This window comes from Patulibacter ginsengiterrae, from assembly GCF_056269115.1.
The window spans coordinates 94,666-110,061 of record NZ_JBWDOG010000009.1 but is presented as its reverse complement, the minus strand read 5'-3'; the positions used below and the strand labels follow the sequence as shown (position 1 = coordinate 110,061).

Annotated in this window: 13 protein-coding genes; 5 read left to right on the top strand and 8 right to left on the bottom strand. The window is 75.3% G+C overall.

Features of this window, described 5'->3' with window-relative positions:
* Positions 1–193: 193 nt before the first annotated feature.
* Together ACVUH9_RS13635 and ACVUH9_RS13630 are read right to left on the bottom strand one after the other, a co-directional pair.
* The gene (locus tag ACVUH9_RS13635) at positions 194–2,383 is read right to left on the bottom strand and encodes a glycosyltransferase family 39 protein (protein ID WP_475757782.1); all 2,190 of its coding nucleotides are present in this window, start codon (positions 2,381–2,383) and stop codon (positions 194–196) included.
* A gap of 144 nt (positions 2,384–2,527) precedes the next feature.
* Complete coding sequence (locus ACVUH9_RS13630) at positions 2,528–3,772, bottom strand: glycosyltransferase (protein ID WP_475757780.1); 1,245 nt, start codon at positions 3,770–3,772, stop codon at positions 2,528–2,530.
* A gap of 322 nt (positions 3,773–4,094) precedes the next feature.
* On the opposite strand from ACVUH9_RS13630, the gene ACVUH9_RS13625 reads away from it, so the two are divergent.
* The gene (locus ACVUH9_RS13625; protein ID WP_475757778.1) at positions 4,095–5,348 is read left to right on the top strand and encodes a S1 family serine peptidase; all 1,254 of its coding nucleotides are present in this window, start codon (positions 4,095–4,097) and stop codon (positions 5,346–5,348) included.
* 63 nt (positions 5,349–5,411) lie between these two features.
* Complete coding sequence (locus ACVUH9_RS13620; RefSeq protein ID WP_475757776.1) at positions 5,412–6,461, top strand: ATP-dependent DNA ligase; 1,050 nt, start codon at positions 5,412–5,414, stop codon at positions 6,459–6,461.
* A 13-nt stretch (positions 6,462–6,474) separates the two neighbouring features.
* Here the strand turns inward: ACVUH9_RS13620 and ACVUH9_RS13615 are convergent, their stop codons facing one another.
* Positions 6,475–7,206, bottom strand: coding sequence for an ABC transporter permease (locus tag ACVUH9_RS13615; RefSeq protein ID WP_475757774.1), 732 nt, complete (start codon positions 7,204–7,206; stop codon positions 6,475–6,477).
* Positions 7,203–8,102: an ABC transporter ATP-binding protein gene (locus tag ACVUH9_RS13610; protein WP_475757773.1), complete on the bottom strand. Its 900-nt coding sequence runs from the start codon at positions 8,100–8,102 to the stop codon at positions 7,203–7,205. Before ACVUH9_RS13610 ends, ACVUH9_RS13615 begins: the two co-directional genes overlap by 4 nt.
* A gap of 114 nt (positions 8,103–8,216) precedes the next feature.
* Between ACVUH9_RS13610 and ACVUH9_RS13605 the strand changes: the two genes are divergently transcribed.
* Both ACVUH9_RS13605 and ACVUH9_RS13600 read left to right on the top strand, forming a co-directional pair.
* The gene (locus tag ACVUH9_RS13605; RefSeq protein ID WP_475757771.1) at positions 8,217–9,389 is read left to right on the top strand and encodes a sensor histidine kinase; all 1,173 of its coding nucleotides are present in this window, start codon (positions 8,217–8,219) and stop codon (positions 9,387–9,389) included.
* Positions 9,386–9,988, top strand: coding sequence for a response regulator transcription factor (locus tag ACVUH9_RS13600; RefSeq protein WP_475757769.1), 603 nt, complete (start codon positions 9,386–9,388; stop codon positions 9,986–9,988). The genes ACVUH9_RS13605 and ACVUH9_RS13600 overlap by 4 nt, the downstream gene beginning before the upstream one ends.
* Here ACVUH9_RS13600 and ACVUH9_RS13595 read toward each other — a convergent pair.
* From ACVUH9_RS13595 to ACVUH9_RS13580, 4 genes are all read right to left on the bottom strand, one after another.
* Positions 9,985–11,067: a DNA polymerase domain-containing protein gene (locus ACVUH9_RS13595; protein WP_475757767.1), complete on the bottom strand. Its 1,083-nt coding sequence runs from the start codon at positions 11,065–11,067 to the stop codon at positions 9,985–9,987. The two genes, ACVUH9_RS13600 and ACVUH9_RS13595, sit on opposite strands and share 4 nt — an antisense overlap.
* Before the next feature lie 78 nt (positions 11,068–11,145).
* Positions 11,146–11,583 (bottom strand): nitroreductase/quinone reductase family protein, encoded by a 438-nt coding sequence (locus ACVUH9_RS13590; protein WP_475757765.1) that lies wholly within the window; start codon positions 11,581–11,583, stop codon positions 11,146–11,148.
* A 10-nt stretch (positions 11,584–11,593) separates the two neighbouring features.
* Positions 11,594–12,481: a sterol desaturase family protein gene (locus ACVUH9_RS13585; RefSeq protein WP_475757913.1), complete on the bottom strand. Its 888-nt coding sequence runs from the start codon at positions 12,479–12,481 to the stop codon at positions 11,594–11,596.
* Between the two features lie 138 nt (positions 12,482–12,619).
* Positions 12,620–13,270 (bottom strand): FadR/GntR family transcriptional regulator, encoded by a 651-nt coding sequence (locus ACVUH9_RS13580; protein ID WP_475757764.1) that lies wholly within the window; start codon positions 13,268–13,270, stop codon positions 12,620–12,622.
* 115 nt (positions 13,271–13,385) lie between these two features.
* Between ACVUH9_RS13580 and ACVUH9_RS13575 the strand changes: the two genes are divergently transcribed.
* Positions 13,386–15,380, top strand: a complete 1,995-nt coding sequence (locus tag ACVUH9_RS13575; RefSeq protein WP_475757762.1) for an FUSC family protein — start codon at positions 13,386–13,388, stop codon at positions 15,378–15,380.
* Positions 15,381–15,396: the final 16 nt, after the last annotated feature.

Here is a 15,396-nt window from a genome sequence, read left to right as displayed (position 1 = left end):
CGGGCGCGGCGACGAGCGGCGACGACGAGCGTCTGGAGTCACGACGCGTCGCCCGTAGTGCTCTGGGGTCATTTCGCGTCGTAGAGCGACGCAAGATGACCCCAGAGTGTCGAGCCCGACGCGAATTGACGCCAGAAGCGGCGGAGCAACCGTCTGTTGGAGTCAGAACGCGTCGCCTGCCCAGATCCTCCAGCTAGCCGGCCGCCCGCAGCGCGCCGGCCAGACCCTGGAGGTCGTAGAGGCCGTCGACGCTGCTCACCTGCTTGCCGACCTTCTGGGCCAGCGCCATCACGTCGCTGGAGCCGACCCGGCTGTCCTGCCCCATGCCCCCGCTCGTGCCGTCGGCCAGGACCCAGCGGATCCGGCCCGCGGCGACGGCGTCGGCCAGCCAGGCGGTGGTGACCTGGCTCTCGCGGCCGGAGAAGCCGCCGATCGCCGCGACCTTCGCATTCGGGTCGGTGGTCAGCAGCTGCGAGGCCGCGCCGTTCTGGCTCGAGACCGCCACCACCCCGCCGCCGTGGGCCGCGGCGTACTTCAGGGCGCTGGTCAGCGTCTGGGTGTTGCCGCCGCCGAGCCCGCCCATGCCGCCGCCCCCGCCGCCGCGACTTCCCGCGCCCGTTCCGCCGGTCGCCGTCGTGCCGGGCGGCAGGCCGGTCGCCGAGCCCGTCGTGCCCGCCTGCGGGCTGGCGGTCGTGCCGCCGGTCCCGGTCGTCCCCGGCGGCAGGCCGGCCGCCGAGCCGGAGGTCCCACCGGCCGCACCGGCGGGCATCCCCGGAGCACCGGCCGGCGGGGTGCCCATCCGGCCGCCAGCGCCGCCCGGACCGCCCGGTCGGCCGCCACCGCCGCCGCCGCCGCCGCCACCGCCCGGACCACCCATCCCCATCCCGGCCGAGGCGGGCCCACCGGCCGGGAACGTCCCGCTGGTGGTGTGGCCGAGGGTCTCGACCGCCCAGGCCCCGGGAGCGACCAGCAGCAGCCCGATCGCGGCCGCCAGGGCCACGGCGCGGATCCGCGGGGCCAGCCCGAGCGCCAGGACGATCGCGGCGATCGCGGTCCCGCCGATCAGGAACGGCACCCACCAGCGCATGTCGCTCGCGCTGTTGTGGACCACCACCAGCTCGGTCGCGAGGCCCCCGGCCAGCGCCAGCGGGCCGACGATCCGCGCCGTCCGGCCGCCGCGGGCGATCTCCCCGACCCCAGCGCCGACCAGGGCCGCGGTCAGCGGGGCGAGGAACGAGACGTAGTAGGGATGGAAGATGCCCTCGGCGCGGCTGAAGGCGACCGCGGTCACCAGCCAGGCACCGCCGATCGCGATCAGCCAGCCGGTGCGGGCGTCGTCACGCCGCAGGCGCGTCAGGACGAGCACCGCCGCGCCGGCCACGAGCGCGAAGCCGAGCAGCCAGCCGGCCTGCCCGCCGAGCGCCGCATTGAGTAGCCGCAACGGCCCGGTGTCGCCGCCGAAGACGCCGCCCATGCCGCCGCCTCCGCCGGGACCGCCTCCCGCCCCCGCCCCGCCGGCGCCGCCACCGGGACCACCGCTCTGACCGAACAGGCGGCCGAGGCCGTTGTAGCCGAGGATCAGCGACCAGATGCTGTTGTCGCTGGTGCCCGAGACCCACGGGCGTTCGGCGGCCGGGGTCAGCCAGACCAGCACCGGCCAGGCCAGCCCGACGACCGCCGCGACGGCGCCGAACGCCGACAGCTGCCGGACCGCCTTCCAGCGCCCGCGCGGCGCGACCCACAGCCAGGCCGCGACGACCCCCGGGACGATCATCAGGACCGCCGCCATCTTCGTCTCGAACCCGAGCCCGACCAGCGCGCCGGAGAGCAGCAGCCAGCGGGTGCGGCCGTCCTCCAGCCCCCGCACCAGCGCCCACAGCGCGCCGACCGCGCAGAGCACGAGCAGCGCGTCGGGGTTGTTGTGGCGCGAGACCGCGACCGCGATCGGGGTCAACGCGAGCGTCAGCCCCGCCGCCCCGCCGGCCACGCGCCCGAACCGGCGGCGCGTCAGGTCGTAGGTCAGCGCGACGCTGCCGACGCCCATCAGCGCCTGCGGCACGAGCAGGCTCCACGAGCTGAAGCCGAAGATCCGGGCCGACAGCGCCTGGACCCAGAAGGCCATCGGCGGCTTGTCGACCGTCATCACGCCGCCGCTGTCGAACGAGCCGAACAGGAACGCGTGCCAGCTGGTCGTCATCGAGCGGACGGCGGCGCTGTAGTACTCGTTGGCGTAGCCGTTGCGGTCGAGCGCCCACAGGTAGAGCACTGCGGCAAGCGCCAGCAGCACGGCCAGCTCGGGCCGGATGCTGCTGCGGGCCGCGCTGGCGGTGCGGGTTCGGGCGCGGCGCAAGCGCAGGCCGAGGGTCAGGTCTTGGGTCGACATCGGGGTTCTCCGGAAGCGGGACAGGGAAGGGCGGCGGCCGTCGGGATCCGTCAGGGCGGACGACGGCGGGGAAGGTCGTCGGTCGTCCACCCCTGCGGTGGCGAGCTCATCGGGGAGGGCGGACGACGATCCGATCGGTGTGGCTCAGCCGCCGAGGCGGTCGGCGGGGACGACGGTCCGCGGATCGGGCGCCGGCAGCGCGCGGCGTGACCCGTCGATCCGGCCGCGCCGGGCGAAGACCCACGAGCGCAGCGCCACGTAGCGGCTGACCGTGGCCGCGAAGCCGGCGACCACGAGCACCGCCAGCTCGACCGCCGCGGAGGGTCCCGGGTCGATCAGGTGCAGGACCGCGAGCGATCCGCTCGTCAGCAGCAGGGTCAGCACGAAGACCGCGCCACCCATCGCGTGGTGGCGGACGAGATCCTCGCGGCCACGGACCCGGAAGCTGAAGCGGCGGTTGGCCTGGGTGTTGGCGACCGCCGTGACCGCCAGCGCGACGACGTTCGCGACCACCGCCGAGAGCCCGACCGCGCCCGAGCGCAGCAGCAGGTAGAGCAGGGCGTAGGCGACCGTCGAGAGCACCCCGATCCCCAGGAAGCGGGTCAGGCGGGCGCTGGCCAGTAGCCGCACGATCCCGCGCAGGTCGTCGCGGGCGGTGCGGGCGATGTCGACGCGCGAGTCCGGATCGTCGGTCCAGTCGACCGGGACCTCGTGGATCCGCAGCCCCTCGCGCTGGGCGAGGACGAGCAGCTCGGTGTCGAAGAACCAGGCCTGGTCGCGGACCTCCGGCAGCAGCCGCCGGGCGACATCGGCCCGGATCGCCTTGAAGCCGCACTGGGCATCGGAGAAGCGGGCGGCCAGCGACAGGTGCAGCAGCCGGTTGTAGGAGCGCGAGATGAGCTCCCGCTTCGGGCCCCGCACGACCCGCGAGCCGGCCGCGAGCCGGGTCCCGATCGCGATGTCGCTGTGGCCCGAGACCAGCGGCGCGACCAGCGGCAGCAGCGCCCGGAGGTCGGTCGAGAGATCGACGTCCATGTAGCAGACGATCTCGGCGTCGCTCTGCATCCAGGCGGTCCGCAGCGCCCGCCCGCGGCCCTTCTCGGCGAGGTCGAACCGCTCGACGCCGGGCAGGTCGGCGGCGAGCGCCGCCGCGACCCGGGCCGTCTCGTCGGTGCTCGCGTTGTTGGCGATCACGATCCGCCAGCTGAACGGGAACGAGTCGGTCAGGTGCTCGTGCAGCCGCCGGATCGACTCCGGCAGGGCCCGTTGCTCGTTGTAGACGGGGACCACGACCTCGACCACCGGCCGGTCGCGGGTCGCCGGGGAGCGCTGGTCCTGCGCCCCCGGTGCGGTGCCGGGGGACGCGGAGGAGACCGTCGGGAAGGGCATGCCAAGCAGACTGCGGGCCGCGGATGGGAGCGACCTCGGACGTTCCTGGGACGTTGCTGAGAGCGTGCCCGCCGGGCGCGCGTGAGGCGATTCCTCCCCTCCGGGCAAGGGCCGTTCTCACCCGGGTGGCCCGTCCCGCGCGTGGGAAGGTCTGAGAGGCCGTGTGGTGGTGGTCCGACAGGAACGGAGGACGCCCATGCCGTCGAGGACGAGCAGACCGAACGGAGGCCGACCGACCGACCATCGCGGAGCGGTTCGGCGCCCCAGGCTCCTCGTCGTCCTGCTCGTCGCCGCGGGCCTGCTCGCCGCCGGCCTGCCCACCGTGGCGAACGCCTCGTCCGACCCCGCACGTCCGCGGATCATCGGGGGTCAGACGACCACGATCACCGCCCGGCCGTACCAGGTGGCGCTCTACGACCCGACCCTCGGCGGCAGCCAGAACACGCCCTACCTCGGCCAGTTCTGCGGGGGCTCGGTGCTCGACGCGACCCACGTCGCGACCGCCGGCCACTGCGTCTTCGCGGCCAGCACCGGCCGGCTCCGGCCGCCCAGCCGGATCCGCGTGATCGCCGGGGTCGACCGCCTCCGGCAGGCGAACGAGCCCGAGCTGCCGACCGCCCGCGACGTCGCGGTCCGGGCGACGGCCGCGCGCCCGGGCTTCACCCTCGCCAACAGCGACGGCGACGCGGCCGTCGTGACCCTCGCGACACCGCTCTACGAGGGCACCCCGGCGATCGACGGGGCGACCGCGATCGCCCCGGTCGCCCCGATCACCGCCGCCGAGGCCGCCGTCGCCGCGAACCCCGCGAGCACCGCCCCGGTCACGGTCAGCGGGTGGGGCGACACCCAGTCGCAACCGATCTTCGGCGGCGCCCCGTCGGCGTTCCCCCGCGACCTCCAGGTCGCCCACATGCACGTCTTCCCCCGGGCGACCTGCAACGGGATCTACGCCGCGGCCGGGCTCTCGCTCACCAGCCGCACCTTCTGCGCGGGCGAGCCGCGCGGCGGCATCGACGCCTGCCAGGGCGACAGCGGCGGCCCGCTGACCGTCGACGTCGCTGGCGTGCCCCGGCTGGCCGGGATCGTCAGCCTCGGGATCGGCTGCGGGCAGCCCGCCCGGCCCGGCCTCTACGCGCGGGTCGCCGACCCTGCGGTCGGGGACTTCCTGCGGAGGGAGGCCAACCTCGGCGGGGCGACCGATCCGAACGGCGGCCGGGTCGCGTACGCCGACGACACCGCCGCTCCGTCCTCACGGGTCGCCTCCCGCTCGTGCACGAGCACGACCTGCAGCGTCAACCTGGTCGTGACCGATCCGGCGCCGTCGTCCGGCATCGACCGCGTCTCCGCCCGGCTGCGGTGGACGCGTGCGACCCCCTGCGCGCGCGACGCGCACTGCACGTCGAGCGGCCAGGTCGCGCTGCAGTCGCGGGCGATCGGCGGACGCCACTGGGGCGTGACCGCCCGCCGGCTCCGCGCCGACCGCCGCTACCGGCTGCAGCTGGTCGCCCGCGACCGGGCCGGCAACCGCCAGCAGCCGGCGACCGTCGTCCGGCTGCGTCCGCACAAGGCGCGGTGACGCAGCCGGTCAGCGTCGCGCCGCTCGATCGGCGGGACCGCAGCGGCTAGGCTCGTGCCCACCGTGACGCTGCCGCTCGTTCCGCCGCTCGCCCCCCAGCTCGCCCGCTCGCGGACCGCCCTGCCCGACGGCGACGGCTGGAGCTACGAGCCGAAGTGGGACGGCTTCCGGGCGATCGCCTTCGTCGACGTCCCCGAGGACGGCGACGAGCCGACGGTCACGCTGCTGTCCCGCGGGGGGAAGCCGCTCGAGCGCTACTTCCCCGAGCTGCGCTTTCCCGCCGGGCGCTACGTGCTCGACGGCGAGATCGTGATCGACGAGGGGAAGCGGCCCGCGACCGACGGCGAGCCGGCCGCCGACCAGACCGCCGCCGCGGCTCGGCCGGACGGGATCCCCGCCAACCAGGACTTCGACGCGCTCTCCCAGCGGATCCACCCGGCGGCCTCGCGGATCGCCAAGCTCTCGGTCGAGATCCCCGCCCGCTACGTCGCCTTCGACCTGCTCGCCCACGACGACGCGATCCTGCTCGACGAGCCGTTCTCGGCCCGCCGGACCGCGCTCGAAGGGCTCCTGGCCGACGACCGCTTCGCCGACTCCTCGGTCAGCCTGACCCCGATCGTCACCACCGCCGCCGAGGCCGAGCCGTGGCTCCAGCACATCGAGGGCGTCGTCGCCAAGGAGGTCGACGCGCCCTACCGCCCCGGCGAGCGCAAGGGGATGGCCAAGATCAAGCGCCTGCGCACGATCGACTGCGTCGTCGTCGGCTGGCGCCCCGGCAAGGAGGAGCGGACCGTCGGCTCGCTGATCCTCGGCCTCTACACGCCCGAGGGCGAGCTGCGGACGGTCGGCCACAGCTCGGGGCTCAAGGCGAAGGAGAAGCGCGAGCTGGTCGACACGCTCGCGCCCTACGCCTCGGGCGAGACCGGCAGCGCCGAGCCGAGCCGCTGGCGCAGCGACAAGGAGCTGGAATGGGTCGCGCTGCGCCCCGAGCTGGTGGTCGAGGTCAGCTTCGACCAGGTCAGCGGCGGACGGATCCGGCACGGCGCCAAGCTCCAGCGCTGGCGTGAGGACAAGCCGCCGGCGGCCTGCACGATCGACCAGCTCGACGTCTGAGCGGGCCCGCGGCTCAGATCCGCGGCTCCCAGCGGAACGTCCGCTTGGCGATGTCGGCGGCCAGGAGGATCCACGTCACCAGCGCGACGATCGCCAGCAGCGGGTCGCTGCCCCCGTCCCAGCCCCCGCGGACGAGCTGGATGATCGCCCCACCCGGCGCGAACAGCATCAGCCGGGTGACCTCGTCGACCGGCTTCGAGAGCACCCAGATCGCCCCCGCGAGCGCCGCGAAGAAGAACGGCGTCGTCGTCACCTGGGCCATCTCCGCCGTCGGCGTGACCCGGGTCGTCGCCAGCGCCAGGACCGCACAGAGCACGGCGCCACCGGCCATCGCCGCGAGCAGCAGCAGCGGCTGCTCAGGCACCGGCGCCCCGAACGCGACCAGCATCCCGCAGAGCAGGACCGACTGCACCAGCGCCAAGCCGACGGTCGGCAGCAGCATCCCCGCCAGGATCGCCGCCTCCGGGGTCTCGCCGCTGCGCAGGCGCTTGAGCACCAGCCCACTGCGTCGGGCCGCGACCGCGGTCGTCGCCGAGATGTAGACGGTCAGCAGCAGCATCGTCAGCAGCTGCAGACCGGCGGTCCCGCCCCAGCCGTCGCCGAAGCGCTGCCCCGTGGCTGCCATCCCGGCGCCCATCACCAGCGGCAGCAGCAGCGCCGTCGAGGCCACCAGGCGGTTGCGCCACAGCAACCGGATCTCGCTGCCCGCCAGCGCGAGGATCGCGCGCAACGTCCGGGGGCTCATGCCTGCACCGCCGCGAAGACCTCGTCGAGGCTGCCTTCGCTGGCCTGCAGCCGGTCGAGCCGCAGACCGTGGCCGTCGGCCCACCGCAGCAGCAGCGCGAGGTCCTGCTGGAGCCGGTCGGTGGTGACGACGATCACCCCGCCGCGGGCGGTCTCGACCGTCCCCGCCAGCCCCGGCAGGTCCGGCGGCGGCCCGACGTCCCCGGGCAGCAGGAACGAGATCGTGCCCCGCAGGCCGGCGACCAGCTCGGCCATCGTACCCTCGACGGCGATCCGCCCGCCGTGCAGGATCGCGACCCGATCGGCGAGCGTCTCCGCCTCCTCCATGTAGTGGGTCGTCAGCAGGACCGCGGTCCCGGCGGCGACGAGATCGCCGATCACCTGCCAGGTCCGCCGCCGCGACTGCGGGTCGAGTCCGGTCGTCGGCTCGTCGAGGAAGAGCACGTCGGGGTCGCCGAGCAGCGCGATCGCGAGGTCGAGGCGCCGCTGCTCGCCACCGGAGAGCTGCTTGACCTGGACGTCGCGCCGGTGGGCGAGATCGAGTCGCTCGAGCGCGGCCTCGTAGTCGTGGGCGCGGCTGCGCAACGTCGTCCACAGCTTCGCGGTCTCGCCGACCGTCAGCTCGCCGGCGAAGCCGCTGGCCTGGAGCATGATCCCGACCCGCGGCCGGATCTCGTCGCGGTCGCGCCATGGGTCGCGGCCCAGCACCGAGACCCGCCCGCCGTCGGCCGCGCGGTGGCCCTCGATCGTCTCCATCGTCGTCGTCTTGCCGGCCCCGTTGGTGCCCAGCAGCGCCACCAGCTCGCCGCGGCCGACCGTGAGATCGACCCCGTCGACCGCCACGTGGCTGCCGTAGGCGCAGCGCAGCCCTTCGACCTCGATCGCGAGTTCTTGCATGCTCCGCATGCTCCCGGCGGGCCGGCGGTCCCGGTAGTGGCCGGTCGTCACCGATTCTCGTGCAGCTGTCACACCGCCTCGAGGCCGTGGAATCAATCATCTAGATTGGCGGCGATGGCCGTCGCCCCCGCCCGCCCCGACGACCTCGCCCGCGTCCGCCGCTTCACCCGCTGGTCGCTGATCGGGCTGGCGGCGGTGACGCTGGGGCTGCCGCTGGTCGACCTGGCCGGACGCGACCTCTCGCCGGCCGCCCTGGTCGCGGCCGTCCTCGGCCTGCTGCTGGTCGGCGGCGAGCAGCTGCGACTGCTGCTCGGCGCGATGGGCCCGGTCGACCCGCGCGCGCTGCGGCAACCGCGTGTGATCGCCGCCGCGGTGGTCTCGCTCGCGCTGCTGGCGCTGGTCGCTCCCGGCTCGACGTCGGGCGGCCTGGGCTGGTGGGCGCTGCCGTTCGCCGGCCTGCTCGGCGGCGCCGCGCTCTGGTTGCCGGGACCGCGCCGCTGGTGGCTCGTCGGGGCAGGCACCGTGCTCGCCGCGGCCGTCGCGACCGTGGCCGCCGTCCTCAGCGACGAGGACGTCGCGCCGGCGGTCGTGTCGGCGGTCGTGGTCGTGCTCTTCATCGCGTCCACCGACGTCCTCCAGGTCTGGCTCTGGAACGTGACCCTGCGCCTCGACGAGGCCCGCGCGACCGCCGGCGAGCTCGCGGTCCTGCGCGAGCGGCTGCGGTTCGCGGCCGACCTCCACGACGTCCAGGGCCACCACCTGCAGGCGATCGCGCTCAAGGCCGAGCTGGCCCGGCGGCTGGTCGGGAGCGACGACGACGGCGCCCGCCGGCACGCGGCCGAGGTCCAGGAGCTGGCGCTGGCCGCGCTGGCCGAGACCCGCGCGCTGGTCCACGGCTACCGCCGGGTCGGGCTCTCGACCGAGCTCGAGAACGCGGTCGCGATCCTGCGCGCGGCCGGCGTCGAGGCGACGATCAGCGGGACGCCGGAGCGGGTGCCGGAGCCGTTGCAGCCGCTGTTCGGCTCGCTCGTCCGCGAGGGCGCCACCAACCTGCTCCGCCACACCCGCGCCGAGCGCTGCGCGATCTCGGTCGAGGTCGAGGGCCCGGAGGTCGTGCTGCGGGTGCAGGACGACGGGACCGCCCGCGCCCCGGGGCCGGAGGCCGGCGACGACCCCGGCACCGGGATCGTCGGGCTGCGGGAGCGGTTCGCGGCGGTCGGCGGCCGGGTCGAGGCCGGCCCGCTCTCCGGCCGCGGGTTCGCGCTGACCGGACGGGCGCCGCGATGATCCGGCTGCTGCTCGCCGACGACGAGGACCTGCTGCGCGACGCGCTCGCCTCGCTGCTCGGGCTCGAGCCCGACATGACCGTCGTCGCCCAGGCGGGGGACGGCGAGCGGGCGGTCGCGCTCGCCGCCGAGCACGAGCCCGACCTGGTCGTGCTCGACCTCGAGATGCCGAAGCTCGACGGGGTCGAGGCCGCCCGCCGGATCCTCGCCCACCGGACGGTGCCGATCGTGCTGGTGACCCGCCACGCCCGCCCCGGCGTCCTGCGCCGGGCGCTGGCCAGTGGGGTTCGCGGCTTCGTGCCGAAGACGACCCCGGCCGACCGGCTGGCCCGGATCCTCCGCGACGTCCACGCCGGCGGCCGCTACGTCGACTCCGAGATCGCCGCGACCGCCCTGACCGAGGGCCCCTGCCCGCTCAGCGACCGCGAGCTGGAGGTCCTGCGGCTGGTCCGCGAGGGGCTCAGCGCCGGGGCGATCGCGGCCGCGGCCCACCTCGCGCCCGGCACCGTCCGCAACTACCTCTCGGCCGCGATGGCCAAGCTCGCCGCCCCGACCCGTGCCGAGGCGGCGCGGATCGCCTGGGAAGAGGGCTGGATCTAGGCGTCGGCCGCCGGCTTCCTCGCCCGGCTCGGCTGGACCCGCTTCGGCTCGCCCGCCTGCTTCGCGAAGTTCGGCGGCCACGGGGCGTCCTCGAGCCCCCGCTCCTGCTCGTCGACCCGCGCGAGCTCGAGCAGCTGGTCGAGCGATCCGGCGTGCTCGTCGATCGCCGCGTGCGGATCGCCGTGGGCGGCGAACAGCGCCGGCACGGTGTCGATCCGGAAGTCGCCGAGCTCGGCGTCGGGCACCTGCTCCCAGGTCAGCGGCATCGAGACGCGGGCGTCGGGGGTCGGCCGGACCGACCAGGCCGAGGCGACCGTGCGGTCGCGGGCGTTCTGGTTGTAGTCGAGGAAGACGCCGTGGCGCTCCTCCTTCCACCACTTCGAGGTCGCCAGGTCGGGGGCGCGCCGCTCGACCTCGCGGGCGAGCGCGACCGCGGCCCGGCGGACGCCGATGAAGTCGTGCTCAGGGTGGATCCGCACGTTGACGTGGATCCCGCGCGAGCCCGACGTCTTCGGAAAGCCGACCAGGCCGTGGTCCTCGAGCACCTCCTTGACCACCAGCGCGACCCGCCGGACCTGGTCCCAGCTGACGCCCGGCTCGGGATCGAGGTCGACCCGCAGCTCGTCGGGGTGGTCGAGGTCGGCCCGGCGGACCGGCCACGGGTTGAAGTCGACGACCCCGTGCTGGACGGCCCAGACCAGGTGGGCGGCGTCGGCGATCACCAGCTCGCGGGCGGTCCGCCCGCTGGGGAAGCTGACGGTCGCCGTCTCCAGCCAGTCGGGGGCGGTGTCCGGGATCCGCTTCTGGAAGAACGGCTTCTTGGTGATCCCGTCGACGAACCGCTTCAGCGATCCGGGACGCTCGCGCAGGTGCAGGAGCGCCCCGCCGCGGGCGGCCTCGTCCCCGGCCGGGTCGCCTGCGACGGCGAGGTAGTACTCGACGAGGTCGAGCTTGGTGATCGGCTTCTCCGGCCCGAGACCGTCGTCGCGGTCGGCCGCGGCCGGGAAGAAGACCTTGCTCGGGCTCGACAGCCGGACCTCGCGTCCGGCCGCCTCGATCGTCGTCTCCTCGCGGGCCATGGCGGCAGGCTCCCAGGTCGACCGGCACCGCGCCAGCGCTGAACTGCGTCTCCCGGCCGCAGATGCGCCGGTCGGGCGCTAGCCGACGGGGCTCAGCACGACGACCGGGATCGAGCGCTCGGTCTGCTCCTGGTAGCGCCCGTACTGGCCGCGGTTGTTGTCGTCGGCGAGCTTCCAGAGGCGGTCGAAGTCCGGCTCGCCCCGGCTGACGACCGTCGCCTCGGCGGGGTAGCGGGTGCGCCCGACCTGGACCTCGACGCGCGGCGTGGCGCGAACGTTGTGCAGCCAGGCCGAGGCCCGCCGGGCGCCGCCGTTCGAGGGCACCACGATCCAGCGGTCGCCGTCCTGGGCGTAGACCAGCGCGCTGGTTCGGGGCTGGCCGGTCTTGGCGCCGGTGGTCCGCAGCAGCAGCGTCGGCAGGCCGAGCAGCCGGTGGCCGATCCGGCCGTCGGTCCGCTCGTAGAGCGCCGCGTGGATCCGGAGGACCGTGACGAAGACACGGCGGCTGAGCGGCATGCGGACGATCCTACCCTAGGTAGCGAGCCGCTTCCGACGACGCCTCCCCCGCGCCGCCGGACCGGCCCACGGGCGCCGACGACGACCGGTCGAGACCGGCCGCTTCGGGCGCCCATCCCGGGCCGCGCAGCAGGTAGCCGAAGCGCTCCCGCCAGCTCGACGCCCGGCGGACGTCCCCCAGCATCGCGTGCCACTCGTGGTAGGCGACCCGGACCGGGTTGTAGGTCTCGATGTTGGTCGTCAGCCCGTAGACGACCCGCTCCTGCTCGGGCTGGAAGCTGCCGAACAGCCGGTCCCAGACGATCAGGATCCCGCCGTAGTTCTTGTCGAGGTACTGGTCCTGCGTGCCGTGGTGGACGCGGTGGTGGCTCGGGGTGTTGAAGACCAGCTCGATCGGCCACGGCAGCTTGCGGATCGCCTCGGTGTGGAGCAGGAACTGGAAGAGCAGGTTCCAGCTCTGCGCGAGCAGGATCATCCACGGCGGGAACCCGAGCAGGGCCAGCCAGAGCCAGAAGACCGGCCCGGTGAACGGCGACCAGTCCTGACGCAGCGCGGTCGAGAGGTTGTAGTGCTGCGAGCTGTGGTGGACGACGTGGGTCGCCCACAGCATCCGGACCCGGTGGTGCCCGCGGTGGTAGGCGTAGAACGCGAGGTCGTCGGCGAAGAACAGGATCACCCACGCCCACCAGGCGTCCGACGGCATCCGCAGCGGGGTCAGCTCGTAGAGCGCGGCGTAGACGACGACCGCGCCGAGCTTGATCACGGCCATGAAGCCGAGGTGCCCGAGGCCCATCGTCACGCTGGTCGCGCTGTCCTTGGCCGTGTAGCCGACCGGCGCCCCCGGATCCTCGGCGTGCTCGTGCGCGGCGTGCCGCAGGGCGAACAGCTCCAGGCCCATGAAGAGCAGGAAGAACGGGATGGCGGCGAGGATCAGATCGTCCACGGACGGACTCCGGGTGCTGGTTGGGCCAGGTGCTCCAACTGGTTGTACCAGTCGAGCGCCGCGCGGGCAAGCGCAACGGCCCGCGGCCGGCGTCTACGCGGGCGGAGGGACGTCGCCCTCCAGCTGTGCCGCGACCAGCGCGACCGCGCCCGCGACATCGCTCGCCCGGATCGCGGCCGCCAACCGCCGCAGCGCCTCGACGTCGGAGGGCAGCAGCGTCTGCGACAGCTCGGGATAGGTCGCGAGCGCGTCGTTGAGGCTGTTCAGCATCAGCCGGTAGGCGAGGTTGCCGGTCCCGCTGACCAGCGCCCGCCAGACGTCCGCGTAGCGCTCGACCAGCACGGCCGGTGGCCCGCCGACCCCCTCCGCGGTCGCCTCGACCAGCTGCGCGGCGTGCTCGCGCGCCGCCTCGTCCGCCTCCCCGACGAACCGCCGCACCACGTCGACCCCGACCAGCGCCCGCAACTCCAGCACCGACCGCAGGACCTCGACCGGGGGCACCGGCCCACCGCTCAGGACCAGGTCCAGCAGCAGGTCCATGCCGCCGTGGTCGCGCCAGTCCTGGACGCGGGTCGCGCCGCCCTGGCTGATCCGGATCAGCCCCGCCTGCTGGAGCCGCTTGAGCGCCTCGCGGACGGCGTGGCGGTTGACCCCGTGCTCCTCGGCCAGCACCCGCTCCGACGGAACGGCGTCACCGGGAGCCAGGCGGCCGCCGAGGATCCGGGCACGCAGATCGGCGTGCACCGTGTCCGATACCCGACGGGGAGCAGGGGCATCGTTCATCGAGCGAGGTTCTACCAGCAGTGGCCCGCGCACGGTGGGAAGGCCCGGTGGCCGCCCAGGCGCGAAGATGGTTGCAATGCGCACGGTTCGTTCGCTCCTTCGCCGTTCGCGCCCCGCCGACCTCCGGACCGCCCTGCGCTCGCTGCGCGCATCCGCCGTGACCCGCCGCGCGGCGGGCGTCCGGGCCGCGGTCGCGATCGGGATCCCGCTCGTCGTCGGCCTCGCCGCCGGCGACACCGCCTCCGGGGGCCAGGCCGCGCTCGGCAGCTTCGTCGCGATCTACGGCGCCGACGCCTCGTACCGCCGGCGGGGGTGGCTGCTCGCGCTGATCGCGCTCGTCCTGGCGACCGCGATCGGCCTGGGCACGATCGTCGCCGGCGCCAGCCCGGTCCTGATCTGCCTGGTCGGCGGAGCGGTCGGCTTCGGCGCCACGCTCGGCGCGCTCGCGCTGCGGGTCGGGCCACCCCGCGAGTACTTCGTCGTCCTCACCTTCCTGCTCGGGACGACCCTGCCGGTCGATCCCGCGGCCGCCCCGCAACGGATCGGGCTCGTGCTGGCCGGGGCCGCGGTCGCCTGGCTGGTCGCGATGGGACCGTGGCTGCTGGGGCGCCCCGGCCCCGGTCGCGCCGCGGTTCGCCGGGCGCACGAGGCCGTCGCGCGGTTGCTCGACGCGATCGGCGGCCCGACCGCCGAGGCCGCCGGCCACGACGCGATCGTCGCCGTCCGGGCGGCGCTCGAGGCGACCACCGGCGCGACCAGCGCCACCGGCACGACCGACTCGGCCCGGGCGATCGCCGCCGAGCTGCTGCTCGAGGCCGCGCTCGCGCTGCACGTCGAGGCCAGTCCTCCGCTCGACCGCCACTGGGGGGCCAGCGTGCGTGCGCTCGCCGACGGCGCGCCCGTCCCCGGCGGAGACCCGCCGCTGCCCGACCTTCCGGCCGCCGCGCGCCTCCGCCGGAGCCTCGACGACGCCCGTGCCGCCGCGGCCGGCGGTGGCGTCCCCGGCGCACCTGCCGCCGGACCGGAGCGGGCCCCCGACCCGCGCTGGACCCCGCCGCTGCGGTGGTCGCTGCGGCGCGGATCGCCGCATCTGCGGGTCGCCGCCCGGATCGGACTCGCGGTCCTCGCCGGGCTCGCCGTCGGCCACGCGACCGGCCTCTCCCACCCCGCCTGGGTCGCCGCCAGCGCCGCGGCCGTCCTCCAGGGCTCGACGCTGACCGTCGCGCGCAGCCGCGCGATCCACCGGGCCGTGGGGACCGCGATCGGGGTGCTGGTGGCCGCCGCGATCTTCGCCCTCGAGCCGAGCGTCGGCGTGGTCGTCGCGATCATCGTCGTGCTCCAGTTCTCGATCGAGCTGGTGATCGTCGCCAGCTACGGCCTCGCGGTGGCCGCGATCACCCCGCTGGTGCTGTTGCTGCTGAGCGTCGGCGGCGCCGGCGGGACCGTCGAGGGCCTGCTCGACGTGCGCCTGCTCGACACCCTCGTCGGCTGCCTGGTCGCGGGCGCCGTCGTGCTCGCGACGCGGCCCCGGCGGCCGAGCGACCGGCTGGCGGGCGCCCAGGCGGAGGCCCTGCGGGCGATGACCGAGGTGCTCGTCCCCGCGGTCACGCCGGACACCGACCGCGGCCATCTGCTGGTCGGCCGGCGCCGCCTCCACGACGCGCTGCTGCGGCTGCGCGCGGCCGAGGCCGACACGATCGGCGACGCCCTCCGCCGCGACCCCCGGGCCGACGGCCGCTGGCCCCTGACCGCGACGCTGGAGCGCCTGGCCCGGCTCTGCCTCGCGCTGCCGACCGATCGCCCCGGTCCGACCGGGGACGAACGCGGCCCGTCGGACGGCCCAGTGGCGGCGACCGCCGACCAGCTCCGTGCGCTGCTGGAGGCGCTGGCCGACCGCACCGCCGGCGGCCCCGCCGACGATCCCCGTCTGGCCGCCCCGCTTCCCGCGCTCCCCGACCTCCCCCGCACGCGGCGTGTGCTGGAGGACCTCCGCGACGAGCTGCGCGACCTCGGTCACGGCGGCCCGGAGACCGCTGACCGAGAGCTGGTCGTCACCCGTCCCGACGGCTGAGCACGGCGACCGACCC

Bases quoted from the DNA above. Each gene is read 5' to 3' on its own strand.
- ACVUH9_RS13595 (WP_475757767.1), bottom strand. From the start codon at position 11,067: ATGGCCCGCGAGGAGACGACGATCGAGGCGGCCGGACGCGAGGTCCGG.
- ACVUH9_RS13610 (WP_475757773.1), bottom strand. From the start codon at position 8,102: ATGCAAGAACTCGCGATCGAGGTCGAAGGGCTGCGCTGCGCCTACGGC.
- ACVUH9_RS13590 (WP_475757765.1), bottom strand. From the start codon at position 11,583: ATGCCGCTCAGCCGCCGTGTCTTCGTCACGGTCCTCCGGATCCACGCG.
- ACVUH9_RS13585 (WP_475757913.1), bottom strand. From the start codon at position 12,481: ATGGGCCTGGAGCTGTTCGCCCTGCGGCACGCCGCGCACGAGCACGCC.
- ACVUH9_RS13600 (WP_475757769.1), top strand. From the start codon at position 9,386: ATGATCCGGCTGCTGCTCGCCGACGACGAGGACCTGCTGCGCGACGCG.
- ACVUH9_RS13635 (WP_475757782.1), bottom strand. From the start codon at position 2,383: ATGTCGACCCAAGACCTGACCCTCGGCCTGCGCTTGCGCCGCGCCCGA.
- ACVUH9_RS13630 (WP_475757780.1), bottom strand. From the start codon at position 3,772: ATGCCCTTCCCGACGGTCTCCTCCGCGTCCCCCGGCACCGCACCGGGG.
- ACVUH9_RS13615 (WP_475757774.1), bottom strand. From the start codon at position 7,206: ATGAGCCCCCGGACGTTGCGCGCGATCCTCGCGCTGGCGGGCAGCGAG.
- ACVUH9_RS13605 (WP_475757771.1), top strand. From the start codon at position 8,217: ATGGCCGTCGCCCCCGCCCGCCCCGACGACCTCGCCCGCGTCCGCCGC.
- ACVUH9_RS13575 (WP_475757762.1), top strand. From the start codon at position 13,386: ATGCGCACGGTTCGTTCGCTCCTTCGCCGTTCGCGCCCCGCCGACCTC.